We start from the raw sequence: 16,767 nt of genomic DNA, 5'->3' as shown, positions 1-16,767 counted from the left end.
CCCCCCCCCCCCCCCCCCCCCGCCTGGGCTGCGGCCTTGCGCTCGGCCGTGGCGGCGCGTCGGGTGGCCCGGGGCGCGGCTTGCGGCGGGGCGGGTGCGCCGGGCGGGGGCGCCACGGCCGTGGCGCGGGCCAGCGCGGCGTGCAGGGCCGTGGGCGCGGCGGGCGGCGCGGGCGCCGTCACAGCAAGCCCTGTTCCGCCATCGACAGCGCCTTGCCGGGGGCGACGATGACATGGTCGAGCACGCGCACGTCCACCAGGGCCAACGTGGCCTTCAGCGTCTTGGTGAGGGCCTCGTCGGCGCGGCTGGGCTCCACGCTGCCGCTGGGGTGGTTGTGGGCCAGCACCACGGCGGCGGCCTGGTGGTGCAGGGCGCGCAGCACCACCTCGCGCGGGTACACGCTGGTCTGCGTGAGCGTGCCGCGAAACAACTCCTCCATGGCCAGCAGGCGGTTCTGGCTGTCGAAGAAGAGCACCGCGAACACCTCGTGGCCCTTGGCCGCCAGGTGCAGTTGCAGGTAGTGCTTGACGGCGTTGGGCGAGTCGAACGTCTCGCGCTCGCGCAGTTGCTGGGCCAGGGCGCGGCGCGCCAGTTCCAGCACGGCCACCAGCTCAGCGCGCTTGGCGGGGCCCAGGCCCTTGATGCGCGTGAGGTCGGCGGCGCTGGTGTGCAGCAGTCCGGCGATGCCGCCAAAACCGCCGGTGACGCGTCCCGTGGCCGCGTCCACGCCGGGCGTGTCCAGCAATTCCTGCGCCATCTGCAGCACGCCCTTGCCCACGGTGCCGGTGCGCAGCAGGATGGCCAGCAGCTCGGCATCGGCCAGGGCGGCGGGGCCGCGTGCCAGCAGCTTTTCGCGCGGCTGGGCGTCGGAGGGCAGGTCTTTGAGGGGCATGGCGCTGGGTCTTCGACACCCGTCAGGGGCCGACGGGCGTAGGGCTTTGCCCGGTTTTCTACAATGCAGGCCAGTTTATCGGGACTTTCATGACCTCTATCGACACCCCACTTCCCACCGTCCAGCCGGGCTCCTTCCTGACGCTGCACTACCGCCTGGCGGGCCCGGCGGGGGATGTGATCAACACTTTCTCCGACAAGCCCGCCACCCTGTCGCTGGGCGCAGGCCAGCTGTCGCCCGCCGTGGAGCAGCGCCTGCTGGGCCTGCCCGAGGGCACGCGCGCCACGTTCGAGCTGGCGGCGGGCGAGGCCTTTGGCGAGCGCAACACCGAGATGCAGCAGTGGGTGGCCAGGAAGCTGCTCAACGAACTGGGCGACCCGGCAGAGCGCTATAGCGTGGGCGATGTGGTGCAGTTTCCCACGCCGGACGGCCAGGGCAGCTACGCGGGCGCCGTGGTGCAGGTGCGCGATGACGGCGCCGTGCTGTTCGACTTCAACCACCCGCTGGCGGGCCAGCCGGTGACGTTTGAAGTGCAACTGATCGGGGTGCTATGAGCAGCGAGATTTCTGGCCGCAGCATGAGCGATGCCGGGCCGCTGCCCGGCGCGCCACACGCGGGCGAGGGCGGGGACGTCGAGGTCCTGCTGGCCGAGCCGCGCGGCTTTTGCGCGGGCGTGGACCGCGCCATCGAGATCGTCGAGCGCGCCATCCAGAAGTTCGGCGCGCCGATCTACGTGCGCCACGAGATCGTGCACAACACCTACGTGGTGAATGACCTCAAGGCCAAGGGCGCAATCTTCATCGAGGAGCTGTCGGATGTGCCCCCGGGCGCCACCCTGGTCTTCAGCGCCCATGGCGTGAGCAAGGCCGTGCAGCAGGAGGCGGTGGCGCGCGGCTTCAGCATTTTTGACGCCACCTGCCCGCTGGTGACCAAGGTGCACGTGGAAGTGGCCAAGCTCGCCAGGGAAGGCTACGAGTTCATCATGATCGGCCACAAGGGCCACCCCGAGGTGGAGGGCACGATGGGCCAGCTCGACCACGGCATCCACCTGGTGGAAGACGTGGCCGACGTGGCCCGCGTGCAGCCCGCGCAGACCGGCAAGCTCGCCGTGGTCACGCAGACCACGCTGAGCGTGGACGACGCCGCTGAAATCTCGGCCGCCGTGCGCGCGCGCTTCCCCAGCGTGCGCGAGCCCAAGCAGCAGGACATCTGCTACGCCACGCAGAACCGGCAGGACGCCGTCAAGGTGCTCAGCCCGCAGGTGGACGTGGTGATCGTGGTGGGCAGCCCCACCAGCTCCAACAGCAACCGCCTGCGCGAGCTGGCGGCGCGGCTGGGCACGCCGGCCTACATGGTGGACAGCGCCGACGAACTGCAGCCGGGCTGGTTCGCGGGCGTGGCGCGCGTGGGCCTCACCGCCGGCGCCTCGGCCCCGGAGATCCTGGTCCAGCAGGTCATCGACCGCATCAAGGCGCTGGGGGCCGTGTCGGTGCGCACCATGGCGGGCATCGAGGAAACCATCAAGTTTCCGCTGCCCAAGGGGCTCAAGATCGATGGCGCCACGGGCCTGGCCCTCACCGAGCGCACGCCGGAGACCGGGCCCGCCAGGCACTAGCCCGGCATGCGCGGGCCGCGGCATCCGCAGGGGCCGCCGCGCCGCTGCGAATGCTCCTGAATTGATAGCTGTTTGCGCTTGATGGGCAAGTGCTGGGGCCGTTTTTTAGTCAATCCCGCCGTGGCCGGGGCCCACGGCGGCGCCTACAGCGAGACCGCAGGCCCGCTCCACAGGTCCAGCGGCGGGTCGGCCGCCACCGCGCGCAGGATGTCGGTGCGCGAGATGAAGCCGGAAAGCACCCCCGCATCGTCCGTCACTGGCAGGCCCGGCAGGCCCGTATCGAGCAGCACGGCGGCCACCCGGCGCAGCTCGGTGTCGGCCGCCACGGTGGGCACGGGGCTCACCATGACTTCGGAGACGGGGCGGCGTGCCAGCTCGATCGCCTGTTTCACGGCGCCCGGCTCGGGCAGCAGGTCCAGGGGCGCCATGTCGGCCCGCAGCAGCAGGCCGACCACCCGCCCCAGCGGGTCCACCACGGGGGCCTGGGCCACCTTGTGCTCGGCCAGGGTCTGCCAGGCATCGTTCACGCGCGCCCCGGGCTCCACGCTCAGGGCGCCCGTGGTCATGACATCGCTGACCTTGGTCAGGGGCTGGCGTGCCTGCTGGGGCCCCTGCTCGGTCTGCGCATAGGCGCTCACGGCGTCCTGCAGGCGCAGGTTGGCGGGCGGCGAGAACGCGGGGTGGAGCGGGGCCGGGGACTGAAACGGCTCGGCGGGCACATCCAGCGCGCGCGTGCGCAGTGCCTGGGGCCGCTGCACGCGCCGCACGGCAGAGATCTGCGAGAGGTTTTCCGGCCCTCCCCGGTACATCTGCCCCGATGGGCCGAACACAAAGAACATGCTTGCCTCCTGCTGGCGTGTCCGCCCAAGGCGGCGGACCCTGTCCATGTTATCGGCACTTGCACGGCGCCATTGGAGGGCAGCGTGTATCCGTGTGTTGCCGCGGGGCGGGCGGGCAGACCCTACACTGCCTGCCTTTGTCCGATTTCCCCTGGAGTCTCCCCGCATGATCGATCGCGCCGCCATCGCCGAAGCCCGCCGCCACATTTCCACCGCCCAGCCCGACTTTCTGCGCACCACCCCGCTGATGCGCGTGCCGGGCCGATCCCTGGGCGTGGACTGCGGCGAGGTGTGGCTCAAGCTGGAGCACCTGCAGGTGGGCGGCAGCTTCAAGGCGCGCGGCATGCTGTACCGCCTGCTGGCCAACCCCGTGCCCGAGAGCGGGGTCATCATCGCCTCCGGCGGCAACGCCGGCATTGCCGTGGCCGCCGCCGCCAAGGCCCTGGGCGTGCGCTGCGAGGTCTTCGTGCCCGAAGTCTCGCCCGAGGCCAAGCGCGCCCGGCTGCGTTCGCTGGGCGCCGACGTGGTCGTCACCGGCGCGGCGTATTCCGAAGCCTTCGAGGCGTGCGTGGCCCGCCAGAAGGCCACGGGCGCCCTGCAGGCCCACGCCTACGACCAGCCCGAAGTGGTGGCCGGCGCGGGCACCCTGGCGCTGGAGATGGAAGAGCAGGGCGGCCGCCTGCCCGACACGGTGCTGGTCAGCGTGGGCGGTGGCGGCCTCATCGGCGGTGTGGCCGCGTGGGTGGAGAGCCGCGCCCACGTGGTCGCGCTGGAACCCGAGCGCGCGCCCACCCTGCATGCCGCGCGCGCCGCAGGCCAGCCGGTGGATGTGGAGGTGGGTGGCGTGGCTGCTGATTCCTTGGGCGCCCGCCGCATCGGCGCCATTGGCTGGGAGGTCAGCCAGCGCCATGTGCACGATGCCCTGCTGCTGCCGGATGACGCCATCCGCGCCGCCCAGCTGTGGCTGTGGAAAGAGCTGAAGCTGGCCGTGGAACCCGCCGCCGCGCTGGGCCTGGCGGCCCTGCAGACGGGTGCCTACCGGCCCCAGCCGCAGGAAACCGTGGCCCTCATTCTCTGCGGCGCCAACTTCGACCCCGCCAGCCTCGCCTGAGCCGGGGCCGACCACCCCTTTAAAATCCAGCCATGCTTGACATCCTTCTCCTCCGCAAAGACCTCGACACCGCCATCGCGCGCCTGGAAACACGCAAAAAGCCCCAGGCCTTCCTGGACGTCTCCGCGTTCCAGGCCCTGGAGTCCGAGCGCAAGACGCTGCAGACCCGCACCGAAGAGCTGCAGGCCCAGCGCACCCAGCTGTCCAAGCAGGTCGGCATGCTCATGAGCCGGGGCGACAAGGACGGCGCCGAAGCCGTCAAGGCCCAGGTGGCCGCAGGCAAGGTGGAGCTGGAGCAATCGGCCGCCCGCCTGGAACAGGTCCAGGCCGAGTTGCTGGCCATGCTGGTCGCCGTGCCCAACCTGCCGCACGAATCCGTGCCCGTGGGCCCGGACGAGTCGGGCAATGTCGAAGTGCGCCAGTGGGGCACGCCCGCCAGCTTCGCCTTCGAGGTCAAGGACCACGTCGACGTGGGCACGCCGCTGGGCCTGGATTTCGACATGGGCGTCAAGCTCTCGGGCTCGCGCTTCACGGTGATGAAGGGGCAGATCGCCCGCCTGCACCGGGCCCTGGCCCAGTTCATGCTGGACGTGCAGACCCAGGAGCATGGCTACACCGAGTGCTACGTGCCCTATGCCGTCAACGCCGACTCGCTCAAGGGCACGGGCCAGCTGCCCAAGTTCGAGGGCGACTTGTTCGCGGCCAAGAAGGGTGGCCAGGACGGCGAGCCCGTGCCCGACAACGCGGCGCTGTACCTCATTCCCACCAGCGAAGTGCCGCTGACCAACTTCGTGCGCGACGTGGTCGTGGCCGAGTCCGAGCTGCCCATCAAGCTCACGGCCCACACGCCATGCTTCCGCTCGGAAGCGGGCAGCTACGGCCGCGACACGCGCGGCATGATCCGCCAGCACCAGTTCGACAAGGTCGAGATGGTGCAGATCGTGCACCCGGACAAAAGCTACGAAGCGCTGGAAGAAATGACGCGCCACGCCGAAACCGTGCTGCAAAAGCTCGGCTTGCCCTACCGCGTGATGAGCCTGTGCACGGGTGACATGGGCTTTGGCGCCGCCAAGACCTATGACCTGGAAGTGTGGCTGCCCGCGCAGAACACCTACCGCGAGATCAGCTCGGTGAGCAACTGCGAGGCCTTCCAGGCCCGCCGCCTGCAGGCCCGCTTCAAGAACGCACAGGGCAAGAACGAGTTGCTGCACACCCTCAATGGCTCCGGCCTGGCCGTGGGCCGCACGCTGGTGGCCGTGCTCGAGAACTACCAGCGCGCCGACGGTTCCGTGGAGGTACCAGAGGTGCTGCGCCCGTACATGGGCGGCGTGGCGGTGCTCGCACCCGCCGCCTGATGGGGCGGGCCACGGGGACGGCGCGCCGGGGGAGAATCCAGCATGACTTCCTCTGACAACACCATGGCCAGCCCCACCATCCGCCTCACGCAGTACAGCCATGGGGCGGGCTGCGGCTGCAAGATCAGCCCCAAGGTCCTGGACGTGATCCTTGCGGGCAGCGGGGCCCAGAACCTGGACCCGCGGCTGTGGGTGGGCAATGCCTCCCGCGATGACGCCGCCGTCTATGCGCTGGATGGCGAACGCGGCGTGGTCTCCACCACCGACTTCTTCATGCCCATCGTGGACGACCCCTACGATTTCGGGCGGATCGCGGCGACCAACGCCATCAGCGACATCTACGCCATGGGCGCGGACCCGCTGTTGGCCATCGCCATCCTGGGCTGGCCGGTGAATGTGCTACCGCCCGAGGTGGCGCGCGACGTGGTGCGCGGCGGGCGTGCGGTCTGTGATGCCGCAGGCATCCCGCTGGCCGGCGGGCATTCCATCGATGCGCCGGAGCCCATCTTCGGGCTGGCCGTGACCGGCGTGGTGGAAAAACGCCACCTCAAGCGCAATGACACCGCCACTGCGGGCTGCCGCCTGTACCTCACCAAGCCGCTGGGCATCGGAATCCTCACCACCGCCGAAAAGAAGGCCCGGCTGCGCCCGCAGGACGTGGGCCGCGCGCGCGACCTGATGTGCACGCTGAACAAGCCGGGCAGCCGGTTTGGCAAATTGCCGGGTGTCATGGCCATGACCGATGTCACGGGCTTTGGCCTGCTGGGCCACCTGGTCGAGATGGCCGAGGGCAGTGGCCTGAGCGCCGTGATCGACTACGACGCCGTGCCGCGCATCCGTGGCGTGGAGCACTACCTGGCCGAGGGCTGCGTGCCGGGCGGTACCCTGCGGAACTTCGACAGCTATGGCGCCAGGATCGGTCCGCTGGACGAAGTGCAAAAGCAGCTGCTGTGCGATCCGCAGACCAGCGGAGGCCTGCTGATCGCGGTGGCGCCGCAGGGCGAGCGTGAATTCCTCGCGGTGGCCGCCGAGTCCGGGCTGCCGCAGATGGAGCCCATAGGCCATCTCACTTCCCGGCAGGCCTTCGCTGTCACGCTGCGCTGATGCTGGACACCCTGGCCGACTACCGGCACATCTTCCTGAACGATGTGCCCCTGATGGACGTGCGTGCGCCGGTGGAGTTCGTCCAGGGCGCATTTCCGGGCGTGGCCAACCTGCCCTTGATGGACGATGCCGAACGCCAGAAGGTGGGCACCTGCTACAAGCACCAGGGCCAGCAGGCGGCCATCGCGCTGGGGCATGCGCTGGTGTCCGGCGAGATCAGGCGCGCACGCACCCAGGCCTGGGCGGAGTTCGCGGCGGCCCATCCGCAGGGCGTGCTGTATTGCTTTCGCGGGGGCTTGCGTTCCCAGATCGTCCAGCAGTGGCTGCAGGCCGATGCCGGGATCGCCTACCCCCGCGTGGCCGGCGGCTACAAGGCCCTGCGCACCTTTTTGCTGCAGACCACCCAGGCGGCGGCGCGCGAATGCCCGTTGGTCGTGCTGGGCGGGCTGACGGGCACCGGAAAGACCGAGCTCATCTCGCAGCTGCCCAACGGCCTGGATCTGGAAGGGCACGCCAACCACCGCGGGTCCAGCTTTGGGCAGCGTGTCAGCGGCCAGCCGGCCCAGATCGATTTCGAGAACCGCCTGGCGATCGATATCCTCAAGAAGCGGGCCGCGGGGCAGCGGCTGTTCGTGGTCGAGGACGAAGGCCGGCATGTGGGCCGCTGCGCCGTGCCGCTGGAGCTGCGCCTGCGCCTGGAACAGGCGCCGATGGTCCATGTCGAGGATGCCTTCGACGCCCGGGTCGAGCGCATCCTGCGGGACTACGTGGTCGGGCAGTGCGCCGAGTTCTGCGCCGCGCAGGGCCCGGCGGCGGGGTTTGAATCGTTCTCTGCCCGATTGCTGGAAAGCCTGGACAAGCTGGCCCGGCGCCTGGGCGGCGACCGCCACCAGATGCTGCGCGCAACGATGCTCCACGCGCTGGCGCGGCAAAAGGCGCATGGCGATGTTGCGCATCACCGTGGCTGGATCGCGGCATTGCTGCGCGACTACTACGACCCCATGTACGCCTACCAGCGTGAAAGCTGGGCGGGGCGCATCGAGTTTCAGGGGGAGTTCGGCGCGGTGCTGGCCTACCTGCGCGATCGCTCCGTGGCCTCTGACCCCCCGCCGTAGGCCGGCGGCACCGAAAAATCCACCTGGGCCTGCGCCAGGCGCTGCATCGCGGGTATCAACGCCCGCGCATCGCCGCGCCGCCACTGGAACGCGTACTGCAGGGGTGCAAGCGCTGTGCGCCCGCCCAGCGCGCGCAAGCCCGGCGTGCCGACCCAGGCCGCGGGCAGAAAGCCCACGCCCACCCCCGCGCGCAACATGCCGGCCACGGCCCCCCAGCTGTTGCACAGGATGCGCTCGCGCACCGCAACGCGGTGCGCGAGCAGCCAGTCATCGAGCAGCCGCGTGGTGCCCGCACCCGGGGGGAGGGCGACCAGCGGATGCTGCTGCAGCAGCGCTTTCGCCCCCAGGCGGCCGGCGCCGGGCAGATCGGCGGCCACAGCCCAGGTGAAGCGCGCAGCCCCCACGGGCTGCGAGCGCAGCGTGCTGCGCGACGAGCGCCCCGCGATCACCGCGAAGTCGAGTTCGCCGTCGTCCAGGCGGCGCTCGAGCACGCCACCCACGTCCACGCAGGGCTCCAGGGACAGGCGGGGATGCGCGCGGCGCGCCGCTGCCACGAACGCGGGCAGCCAGGTGAGGGCCGAGAGGTCGCCCACGCCAAAACGGCAGTGGCCCGCGAGATCTGCGCGCGCATCCAGTGCCTGGTCCAGTGCCGCGACGGCGTTGAGCACATCCAGCGCGGCGGGCAGCAGTCGCGTGCCGGCCTCGGTGAGCACGGCGCGGTGTCCGCTGCGGTCAAACAGCGGCTGCCCCAGCGCGGCCTCCAGTTCCGTGATGCGCTTGGACAGCGAGGACACGGACAGGTGCACGCGGCCGGCGGCGGTGGCGAAGTTGGCGCAGGTGGCCGCCCACCAGAAAGCCTCGAGCTGCTTGACCGACGGAGTGGGCATGGCGGGGTCCTTGTTGGCATAAAGAGAATTAATTCATTCTAAATATTTCGCTTTCATTCATTGAATGGCAAACCTACAGTGGCGCAATTCCTGAATGCAATGAAAGCCCCGTGCCCATGGCCTCCCTCCCCCATCTGGCCCCCGCCGCCCTGGCGCCCGCCCCCTTGCCCCCCGCGCGCCCCGCGCCGGCCGTGCTGCGCCGCATGCTGTCGCTGCAGGATTTCGAGGAGGCCGCGCGCCGCCGCCTGCCCCGGCCCATCTTCGGCTACATCGCTGGCGCGGCCGAGGACAGTGCCTCGCTGCGCGACAACCGTGGCGTGTTCGGCGAGCACGCCTTCGTCACGCGCGTGCTGCGCGACGTGTCGGGGCGCTCGCAGGCGGTGGAGCTGTTTGGCGAACGCTACAGCAGCCCGTTCGGCATCGCGCCCATGGGCATCAACGCCCTTTCCACTTACCGGGGCGACCTCGTGCTGGCACGCGCGGCGCGGCGCGTGGGCATTGTTTCGGTGATGAGCGGCACCTCGCTGATCCCGATGGAGGACGTGGCCCGCGACAGCCCGGGCACCTGGTTCCAGGCCTACCTGCCCGGCGACCAGGTCCGCATCGACGCACTGGTCGACCGGGTGGAGCGCGCGGGCTTTCGCACGCTGGTCGTCACGGTGGACATACCGATCTCGGCGAACCGCGAGAACAACATCCGCACGGGCTTCTCGACGCCGCTCAAGCCCAGCCTGCGCCTGGCCTGGGATGGCCTCGTGCGGCCGCGCTGGGTGGCGGGCACCTTCCTGCGCACGCTGCTGCGCCATGGCATGCCGCATTTCGAGAACTCGTTCGCCACGCGCGGCGCTCCCATCGTCTCGTCCACGGTGCTGCGCGATTTCTCGGCGCGCGACCACCTTGGCTGGCGGCACCTCGAAGCCATCCGCCGCCGCTGGAAGGGCCCGCTGGTCGTGAAGGGCCTGCTGAGCGTGGAGGATGCCCTACAGGCGCAGCGCATCGGGGCCGACGCCGTGGTGCTGTCCAACCACGGCGGCCGCCAGCTCGATGGCGCCGCATCGCCCATGCGGGTGCTGGAAGCGGTGGTGGCCGCCGTGGGGCCCGCTTACCCCGTGCTCATCGACGGCGGCTTCCGGCGTGGCTCCGACGTGCTCAAGGCCATCGCGCTGGGCGCGCGCATGGTCCTGGTGGGACGCCCGTTCAACTATGCAGCCGCCGTCGCCGGCGAGGCGGGAGTGCACCACGCGATCACCCTGCTGCGCGACGAGGTGGACCGCAACCTTGCCATGCTGGGCGCCACCAGCTGCGGAGAGCTGGGCCCTCGGCACCTGGTGCGGCGGCGGGGGCCTGAGGAGCAATGTTCGCCAGGGCTGGCGTCCTGACGGGTGCCTGCGGCCTGGCGCAACGATGTCAGTGCGGCTGCGGTGCGTTGTGGTGGGGGAGCTGCAGTCTGGCCCGCCTCAGCCCGCGACTTGATCGCAGCGGATCGGGTGCCCAGGGCGTGGGTCCTGCATGCCCCAAAGGCTGCCTGGCTGCCCAGGGGGTGCCGGCAAACCAAAAGAAAAAGGCCCTGCGCTATTGATTAAATAGCATCAGGGCCTTATCAGTGGCGGAGAGGGTGGGATTCGAACCCACGGTAGTGTTGCCACTACGCCTGATTTCGAGTCAGGTACATTCGACCACTCTGCCACCTCTCCTGTGTGTCGAAGCCTGCGATTATAGCAAGGTTTTCAGGGCCTTCGCGCGGCAGTGCTACCCAGGGGGGCGGTACCTCGGGCACCGTTGCGCTGCCGTCCGCCTGCTGGTAGTTTTCCAGCACCGCCACCAGCGTGCGGCCCACGGCCAGACGGGAGCCTCTGAACTCTGGAGCGATGGGTAGGCTGCTGGGTAGGTGCTGGAGCGAAGCGGCTATCAGGCAGTGCGGCGCCGCATCCTCGCTAGCCCAAACATGGCCAGCAGTGCGGACAGGCCAACCAAGGCCCACTCGGTTAGGGTGGGGATGGAGGCTGGCGACACGGGTACAACAGCAACAGCCGTCACCACTGTGGCAAGGTTGTTGGCGGTATTCGTCTCCCCACCACCAGAAACCTGGGCGCCATTGGTGACCGAAGCGGGTGCATTGGCCGCGATACCCACAGTCAATGTGATGGAGGGATAGCTCGCGCCCGCACTCAGCGGATCGCTTCGGGTGCAGGTCAGCGTCGCGAGCGTGCAGGCCCAGCCAGCGCCCGCCAAGGCTGTTGCACTCAGCCCAGGAGGAAGGACATCGGTCACGGTGACTGCGCCGCTCGTCGGGCCCACTCCGCCATTGGATGCAGTGATCGTGTAGGTGGCGCCTGTCTGCCCCTGGCTGAACGGGCCATTGGCCGGCATGGCCACGGTCAGATCCGGTAGCAACGGAATGACTGTCGCAGGATCGGTAGCCGTGTTGTTGGCTGCATTCACATCGCTGCCTCCTGTCACCGTAGCAGTGTTGGTCACGCTCGCTGGCGCATTGGCCGCGACATTCACGGTCAAGGTGACGACGGGATAACTCGCGCCTGATGCCAAGGGATCTGACCGAGTGCATGTGGCAGTTTGGCCCGCAATGTTGCAAGTCCAGCCGGTTCCTGAAGCGGTAGTCGGTGTCAATCCTGCAGGCACAGTATCGGTCAGCGTCACGAGGCCTGAGGTGGGCGAGCCGCCAGTATTGGATACCGTCAATGTATATGCGGCGCCAATCTGGCCTTGCGTGAAATTGCCTGTATGGCCTTTGGTGAGCACAAGATCGGGGCCCGCCCCGATGGTTGTCACATCCAATGCGGAATTGTTCGAGGAGTTGATATCCCCGCCCCCTGCAACCGTCACGGTGTTCGTCAGGGACGGGGGCGCTGCCGGCGACACATTCACGGTCAAGGTGATCGGTGGATAGCTTGCGCCAGCGGCGAGCGGATCGCTGCGGGTGCATGAGACAGATTGGGCCACGATGCTGCAGACCCAGCCAGCACCCGCTGCCGCTGTGGGAGTGAGTCCGGCAGGCACCGTGTCCGAGACGGTGACTGCACCCGCACTGGGCGCACCCCCGGTATTGGACACCGACACGGTATAGGTGGCCCCCACCTGGCCTTGCAAGAAGCTCCCGGCATGGCTCTTCGAGACAGTCAGATCCTGAGCGTAGGCCGAGGACAGAAAAGCTCCGGCGGCCAGAACGAGGAGAGCTGCGATGCGGCGGTGAAAGAGCATCATGGTTTTGATCCCGTACAGTCCAAGAAGCGTTTCATTTGACACAGCGCATCCACGCTGCCTGCGTACCTGTGGCGACACGCCTGCGATTGCAGTTGCATTGCCCCCACGGCCAGTGAGTCTCGCATGTGCCCGGCCTCATCGGTGATCAGAAGGGCAGGCTCACCCGTCCGGAAGCGCTGGTGTACCGGTATGACCCGGCCTGGCCGGAGAACAAGGGCGCCGTGTTGCTGGCCTCGATGCCGACAAACCACTGGACCGGGCTGCTGCGCCGTGATGCGAGGCCGATGGCGCCCCGCCATATCGGCTCCGACGCGCCATCGACGCGCTGCTGGCCGGCATCGATGCTGGCGCTCAGCACCACCACCTGCGCCACCTCGAACCGCGACGACAGGCCCGCCGATGCCTCATGCAGCCGCTCTGGGGAGAAGTACTCTGGCCGGTAGGCGTTGGTGTTGTGGTAGCTGCGCGTTTTTATGTAGGCATTGAGCCCATAGCGTTCGTCCAGCGAGTAGTTCCAGCGGGTGCGCAGTATTGGGCGGTTGTTGTCGTTGGAGAACAGCGCCGTGCCTGCCGCCACCCCGACGTTGAATCGCTCGGTGAAGGCGTGGTCGAGAACCAGTGCCAGGGCTGTGAAATGCGTGCCGTTCTCGATGCCTCGGATGGAGTTCACCAGGTCTCTTTCCACGCTCACCCCCAGCGCCGTGGAAGGGGTCAGCCGCTCCATGTAGTCGAGCCCCCCCACGAGGTAGCTGGTGCCCGCCACGCGGGCGGCGCCCAAACTGGCGTCGATGGTGCGTTCCTTGCTGGTTTGCTTGTAGGTGCCTGCCGCGAGGCTGCCGCTGGCCGCCCAACCCGGCGCCGTGTAGCGCAGGGCTCCGGCGCGCAGGCCCCAGCCAGCGGCATTCGCATAGCCCAGCGTCTGCCTGCTTTCATGGAAGTCGTCTGAATCGCGGCTGGCGAAGAACGAGCCCGAAACCGACTGTGCCTGCACGCCGCAGGCACAGAGCACCGCCAGCGCGCCAATGAAACGCCCCTTCATTTCGTACCCCAATTCTTTGACCGGCTGACCAGTTCCTTGATGTAGCCCAGCACGCATGCGGGCTGCAGCACCACGCTGTAAAACAAGGCGTAGAAGATAAACCCCAGCACGTTGCGGCGGACCTTGAGTCCCTGTTCGGTGAACATCTTGGCCTGGACGGTGAACATGAGGTAGTTGACGATCATAGCGAGCGGCAGCACCAGCAGCGTCATGGGCCCCGCGATCCAGTACACGCCAAACAGCGCCAGCACGAGGCCTGGAACGAAGGCGAACGTATAGACCAGATCCATGTAGGGGAACAGCAGGTTCCACCAGATGAACAAGGTGGTCATGCGCGGCTTGAACAGCAGGCGCCAGTGCGATTTGAAGGCCTCGATGAGCCCTCGCGACCAGCGCTGGCGCTGGCGGATGAACTGCAGCCAGGTATCGGGTGCGTTCGTGAAAAGGCAGGCGTTCTCCGCGAAGCCGACGCGATGTCCGCGCTCCAGGATCGCCCATGTGAGCACGATGTCTTCACCCACCGTATGGGCCCATCCGCCGAGTTCGCGAAGGATGGCCGTGTCGTACACGGAAAACGCGCCTTGGGCCACGAGGGTGCCCTGGTACAGGCTCTGCAGGCGCTTGATGGCGGCAATGCCATGGAAATAGTCCCATTCCTGAATGGCCGTGACCATGTTCTTGCGGGAATTGCGCACGAGTACCGCGCCTGCCACGGCACGGGTGTTGGGCGGATCGCTCATGTAGCGGCGCACCAGGTTGTGCAGCGCGCTGTGGTGAAGGTAGGAGTCCCCGTCGACGGTGATGGTCAGGTGGTGGCGGACCAGGGCCAGGCCGGCGTTGAGCGCGTTGGCCTTGCCCACGTTGTGTTCAAGGTTGAGCACCTGCAGCCACGGATAGTCCAGGCCCGCGAGCTTTTCGGCGGTGGAGTCCTTCGAGCCATCATTGATCACCACGACCTGCAACGGCCCCTCGTATTCCTGGCGCGAGATGCTCTCGATCGTGGAGACGATGCTTTCCTCCTCGTTGTAGGCCGCCACGAGGATGGTGATTCCCGGCAGGCGCGCGCTGGAGTGTCTTGCCGCGGGGCGCCGGTCCAGCAACAGGCTGACCACCAGGAATGCGTTCATGAAGCCCGGCACCACCGCGATGCCGTAGATCACCGGGTAGGCCGCCCACGGGCTGATGACCCGCGCCAGATCGTGCACCCAGGCATCCGCGGCATAGATGGAAAAAGCCATCCACACCACTCCGGCGAACAATGCAAACGCAAATTTCCACCGCACCGACAGGTACGGCCGCGCCCACTTCGTGGCTGCTGGGGCTGGCGGCGATGTGCTGGCGGGGCTGGCCGCGCGCTGCGGTTCGAGCGTGGGCAGGGCCGCAGGGCTTGTCTGGAGGTTGCGCGTCATCGGGAAACTCGCCTTGTGGGCTGTAGTCGGGGGCAGGCGGGTGGGCGCGGCCCAGGTCACAAGCAGGTGCGTATTTGTAAAAAATTGAAACTGTGGTGTGCGAATTTTGCTGCTGGCGTGGATGCGCGTCAACCGCAATGGCCCTGCAGGCCGCCCAGCGGGCGCAAAAGCAACTGTGCGGGCGCGCCGGGCGCGTGCCCGCGCGGTGCAGGGCTCTGTGCGGAACCCCGGGTCCGTACAGAGCGCTTTTTCTTTGCACTCTGGGCGCCTTGGGCCATGATGGACCTTGTCCGGGCATGGGGCGCCGCGCCGCCGGGCAGGGATTTTCCTGGCGTTTCTGCGGCATTCGACGTGTGCAAAAAACACCATGGGCACCGAGGCAACCACTCCAGAGCGACCGATTTTCTTGGCAATGGCACCCGCGGGCCCCGTGGGACGGCGCTGGGCCCTGGGCGCCGTTGTCGTGTCGGCCGTGCTGTTTCTGGCGGCCATGCCCTTCGCCAAGCTGCCCCTGCCAAAGATGGGCGCGTTCATCCCCGCCTATCAATCCGCCCTGGTGCTGAGCGATCTGATCACCGCGGTCATGCTGTGGGGCCAGTACCGCATCCTGGGGCATGCGGGCCTGCGCGTTCTGGCCTGCGGGTACCTGTTCACGGCCCTGGTGGCGATCGCGCACGCGCTCACGTTTCCGGGCCTGGTCGCCGAGGGCGGCTGGCTGGGCGCGGGGCCGCAGAGCACTGCCTGGCTGTACATGTTCTGGCACGCCGGGTTCCCGGCGGCGGTGATTGGGTACGCGCTGAGCAAGCCAGCGGCGGCCAGCCAGCCCGAAGCCGCGCCCGCGCAAGCGGGTTTTCTTTTTTCCACCGCGATCAGCGTGGCCGCCGTGCTGGCGGCCGTGGCAGCCCTCACTGCGCTGGCGACCGTGGGGCAGTCGCTGCTGCCACCGATCATGCAGGGCAGCCGGTACACGCCGACCATGCTGGCCGTCGTCACCACCGTCTGGGGCGTCAGCGTGGTCGCGCTGCTGCTGCTCCTGCGGCGCAGGCCGCTGGTGGTGCTGGACCTCTTGCTCGTGGTCACCATGTGCGCGTGGCTGTTTGACATCGCGCTCTCCGCCGTGCTCAACGGCGGACGCTTCGACCTGGGTTTCTACGCCGGACGCCTGTACGGGCTGATGGCTTCCACGGCGCTGCTGGCGGTGCTTCTGGTGGAGAACACGATGCTCCACGCAAGGCTGGCGGCGGCCTACCAGGCGGAGCGAGAAAAGCGGCGGCAGATCCAGACCCAGGCGGCGGAACTGGTGGAGAAAAACCGGGAGCTGGATGCCTTCTCCTATTCCATATCGCACGATCTGCAGGCGCCCGTCCGCGTGATTCAGGGGTTCGCGGGCATGCTGCTCGAGCGTTCCGACAGCCACCAGGATGCGGAAATGCGGCGGATGCTCAAGGTGATCGACGACAGCGCGCGAAAGATGGGGCAGTTGATCCGCGACCTGCTGGATTTCGCACGCCTGGGGCGCCAGCCCATGCACCCTGCCTGCGTCGACATGAATGCCCTGGTCGAGCAGGTCATCGCGGACGTGCGGCACACCGGACCGGGGCGCGATGCCGCGTTCGCGGTGGCGCCGCTGCCGGAAGGCTGGGGCGACCGGGCCCTGCTCCGGCAGGTGTGGGTGAACCTGATCTCCAATGCGGTCAAGTACAGCGGCCCGCAGGGCGCGCACATCCAGATTTCCGGCAGCGGGGACGGCGGTGAATGTGTCTACCAGGTGGCCGACCAGGGCATCGGGTTCGACATGGCCAGGGTGGACCGGCTGTTTGAACTGTTCCAGCGGCTGCACACCGCCGAGGAGTTCCCTGGCACTGGGGTGGGCCTGGCTTTTGTGCAGCGGATCGTGATGCGGCATGGGGGGCGCGTGTGGGCTCTCGGCGCATTGAACGCGGGCGCCACCTTCAGCTTTTCGCTGCCCCAGGCGCCGACACCGCAGGATGCGGGGGCCACGGGCTGAAGAAAGCCCCTCCCGCGGCCCCGCATGCGCGGCGCGGCGTGCCCAGCCCAGAAACTGGCAGGTGGCGGATGCGCCGGGGAAGAGGCTGGCAAGCAGGAGCAAAAAGTGCCGATGGCGCTTGATGCACAAGCGCAAAATGCTATTGAATGTGTAGCAAATTGGAGCCTGGCA

14 protein-coding genes, 1 tRNA gene and 1 pseudogene are annotated in these 16,767 nt (G+C 68.3%); 8 read left to right on the top strand and 8 right to left on the bottom strand.

The window, feature by feature from the left end:
* Both AC1RVY_RS25670 and radC read right to left on the bottom strand, forming a co-directional pair.
* Window positions 1–182 (bottom strand): annotated as a pseudogene (locus AC1RVY_RS25670) (hypothetical protein); the annotation flags it as partial.
* On the bottom strand, window positions 179–892 hold the full coding sequence (gene radC, locus AC1RVY_RS25665) for a RadC family protein (protein WP_218339950.1): 714 nt from the start codon (window positions 890–892) through the stop codon (window positions 179–181). The pseudogene AC1RVY_RS25670 and the gene radC, both read right to left, overlap by 4 nt.
* An 89-nt stretch (window positions 893–981) precedes the next feature.
* Between radC and AC1RVY_RS25660 the strand changes: the two genes are divergently transcribed.
* Both AC1RVY_RS25660 and ispH read left to right on the top strand, forming a co-directional pair.
* Window positions 982–1,446 (top strand): FKBP-type peptidyl-prolyl cis-trans isomerase, encoded by a 465-nt coding sequence (locus AC1RVY_RS25660; RefSeq protein WP_218339952.1) that lies wholly within the window; start codon window positions 982–984, stop codon window positions 1,444–1,446.
* 23 nt (window positions 1,447–1,469) lie between these two features.
* Window positions 1,470–2,507 carry a 4-hydroxy-3-methylbut-2-enyl diphosphate reductase gene (gene ispH / locus AC1RVY_RS25655; protein ID WP_218298108.1) on the top strand — a complete coding sequence of 346 codons (1,038 nt, stop codon included), beginning with the start codon at window positions 1,470–1,472 and terminating at the stop codon, window positions 2,505–2,507.
* 143 nt (window positions 2,508–2,650) lie between these two features.
* On the opposite strand, the gene AC1RVY_RS25650 is transcribed toward ispH, so the two are convergent.
* The gene (locus AC1RVY_RS25650; RefSeq protein ID WP_218298104.1) at window positions 2,651–3,346 is read right to left on the bottom strand and encodes a CBS domain-containing protein; all 696 of its coding nucleotides are present in this window, start codon (window positions 3,344–3,346) and stop codon (window positions 2,651–2,653) included.
* 166 nt (window positions 3,347–3,512) lie between these two features.
* On the opposite strand from AC1RVY_RS25650, the gene AC1RVY_RS25645 reads away from it, so the two are divergent.
* The 4 genes from AC1RVY_RS25645 to mnmH all read left to right on the top strand — a co-directional run bounded on the left by AC1RVY_RS25645 (window position 3,513) and on the right by mnmH (window position 8,031).
* The gene (locus tag AC1RVY_RS25645) at window positions 3,513–4,457 is read left to right on the top strand and encodes a threonine/serine dehydratase (protein ID WP_218298103.1); all 945 of its coding nucleotides are present in this window, start codon (window positions 3,513–3,515) and stop codon (window positions 4,455–4,457) included.
* A gap of 32 nt (window positions 4,458–4,489) precedes the next feature.
* On the top strand, window positions 4,490–5,812 hold the full coding sequence (gene serS, locus AC1RVY_RS25640; protein WP_492808917.1) for a serine--tRNA ligase: 1,323 nt from the start codon (window positions 4,490–4,492) through the stop codon (window positions 5,810–5,812).
* A 63-nt stretch (window positions 5,813–5,875) separates the two neighbouring features.
* Window positions 5,876–6,916: a selenide, water dikinase SelD gene (selD, locus tag AC1RVY_RS25635; protein ID WP_492808923.1), complete on the top strand. Its 1,041-nt coding sequence runs from the start codon at window positions 5,876–5,878 to the stop codon at window positions 6,914–6,916.
* Window positions 6,916–8,031 carry a tRNA 2-selenouridine(34) synthase MnmH gene (mnmH, locus tag AC1RVY_RS25630; RefSeq protein WP_492808915.1) on the top strand — a complete coding sequence of 372 codons (1,116 nt, stop codon included), beginning with the start codon at window positions 6,916–6,918 and terminating at the stop codon, window positions 8,029–8,031. Before selD ends, mnmH begins: the two co-directional genes overlap by 1 nt.
* On the opposite strand, the gene AC1RVY_RS25625 is transcribed toward mnmH, so the two are convergent.
* On the bottom strand, window positions 7,989–8,918 hold the full coding sequence (locus tag AC1RVY_RS25625) for a LysR family transcriptional regulator (RefSeq protein WP_492808913.1): 930 nt from the start codon (window positions 8,916–8,918) through the stop codon (window positions 7,989–7,991). The genes mnmH and AC1RVY_RS25625 overlap by 43 nt on opposite strands.
* Window positions 8,919–9,034: 116 nt before the next feature.
* Between AC1RVY_RS25625 and AC1RVY_RS25620 the strand changes: the two genes are divergently transcribed.
* Window positions 9,035–10,297: an alpha-hydroxy acid oxidase gene (locus tag AC1RVY_RS25620; protein ID WP_492808911.1), complete on the top strand. Its 1,263-nt coding sequence runs from the start codon at window positions 9,035–9,037 to the stop codon at window positions 10,295–10,297.
* 225 nt (window positions 10,298–10,522) lie between these two features.
* On the opposite strand, the gene AC1RVY_RS25615 is transcribed toward AC1RVY_RS25620, so the two are convergent.
* From AC1RVY_RS25615 to AC1RVY_RS25600, 4 genes are all read right to left on the bottom strand, one after another.
* Window positions 10,523–10,612: transfer RNA gene (locus AC1RVY_RS25615), tRNA-Ser, on the bottom strand.
* Between the two features lie 214 nt (window positions 10,613–10,826).
* Entirely contained in the window at window positions 10,827–12,140 is a 1,314-nt protein-coding gene (locus AC1RVY_RS25610) for an IPTL-CTERM sorting domain-containing protein (protein ID WP_492808909.1), read from the bottom strand.
* A gap of 145 nt (window positions 12,141–12,285) precedes the next feature.
* Window positions 12,286–13,179 (bottom strand): hypothetical protein, encoded by an 894-nt coding sequence (locus AC1RVY_RS25605; RefSeq protein WP_218295787.1) that lies wholly within the window; start codon window positions 13,177–13,179, stop codon window positions 12,286–12,288.
* Window positions 13,176–14,588: a glycosyltransferase family 2 protein gene (locus tag AC1RVY_RS25600; protein ID WP_492246538.1), complete on the bottom strand. Its 1,413-nt coding sequence runs from the start codon at window positions 14,586–14,588 to the stop codon at window positions 13,176–13,178. Before AC1RVY_RS25600 ends, AC1RVY_RS25605 begins: the two co-directional genes overlap by 4 nt.
* 412 nt (window positions 14,589–15,000) lie before the next feature.
* Here AC1RVY_RS25600 and AC1RVY_RS25595 point away from each other — a divergent pair, with 412 nt between their 5' ends.
* Window positions 15,001–16,596, top strand: coding sequence for an MASE4 domain-containing protein (locus tag AC1RVY_RS25595; protein ID WP_492808921.1), 1,596 nt, complete (start codon window positions 15,001–15,003; stop codon window positions 16,594–16,596).
* The last annotated feature ends 171 nt before the right edge of the window (window positions 16,597–16,767 follow it).

The sequence above is a fragment of the Acidovorax sp. GW821-FHT11A03 genome (genome assembly GCF_058809075.1).
The sequence above is the reverse complement of the archived record's forward strand: the minus strand, read 5'-3'. Positions and strand labels throughout refer to the sequence as shown.

What these genes read in the sequence shown, in the direction of transcription:
- radC (WP_218339950.1), bottom strand. Translation starts at nt 892, where the DNA reads ATGCCCCTCAAAGACCTGCCCTCCGACGCCCAGCCGCGCGAAAAGCTG.
- AC1RVY_RS25660 (WP_218339952.1), top strand. Translation starts at nt 982, where the DNA reads ATGACCTCTATCGACACCCCACTTCCCACCGTCCAGCCGGGCTCCTTC.
- ispH (WP_218298108.1), top strand. Translation starts at nt 1,470, where the DNA reads ATGAGCGATGCCGGGCCGCTGCCCGGCGCGCCACACGCGGGCGAGGGC.
- AC1RVY_RS25650 (WP_218298104.1), bottom strand. Translation starts at nt 3,346, where the DNA reads ATGTTCTTTGTGTTCGGCCCATCGGGGCAGATGTACCGGGGAGGGCCG.
- AC1RVY_RS25645 (WP_218298103.1), top strand. Translation starts at nt 3,513, where the DNA reads ATGATCGATCGCGCCGCCATCGCCGAAGCCCGCCGCCACATTTCCACC.
- serS (WP_492808917.1), top strand. Translation starts at nt 4,490, where the DNA reads ATGCTTGACATCCTTCTCCTCCGCAAAGACCTCGACACCGCCATCGCG.
- selD (WP_492808923.1), top strand. Translation starts at nt 5,876, where the DNA reads ATGGCCAGCCCCACCATCCGCCTCACGCAGTACAGCCATGGGGCGGGC.
- mnmH (WP_492808915.1), top strand. Translation starts at nt 6,916, where the DNA reads ATGCTGGACACCCTGGCCGACTACCGGCACATCTTCCTGAACGATGTG.
- AC1RVY_RS25625 (WP_492808913.1), bottom strand. Translation starts at nt 8,918, where the DNA reads ATGCCCACTCCGTCGGTCAAGCAGCTCGAGGCTTTCTGGTGGGCGGCC.
- AC1RVY_RS25620 (WP_492808911.1), top strand. Translation starts at nt 9,035, where the DNA reads ATGGCCTCCCTCCCCCATCTGGCCCCCGCCGCCCTGGCGCCCGCCCCC.
- AC1RVY_RS25610 (WP_492808909.1), bottom strand. Translation starts at nt 12,140, where the DNA reads ATGATGCTCTTTCACCGCCGCATCGCAGCTCTCCTCGTTCTGGCCGCC.
- AC1RVY_RS25605 (WP_218295787.1), bottom strand. Translation starts at nt 13,179, where the DNA reads ATGAAGGGGCGTTTCATTGGCGCGCTGGCGGTGCTCTGTGCCTGCGGC.
- AC1RVY_RS25600 (WP_492246538.1), bottom strand. Translation starts at nt 14,588, where the DNA reads ATGACGCGCAACCTCCAGACAAGCCCTGCGGCCCTGCCCACGCTCGAA.
- AC1RVY_RS25595 (WP_492808921.1), top strand. Translation starts at nt 15,001, where the DNA reads ATGGCACCCGCGGGCCCCGTGGGACGGCGCTGGGCCCTGGGCGCCGTT.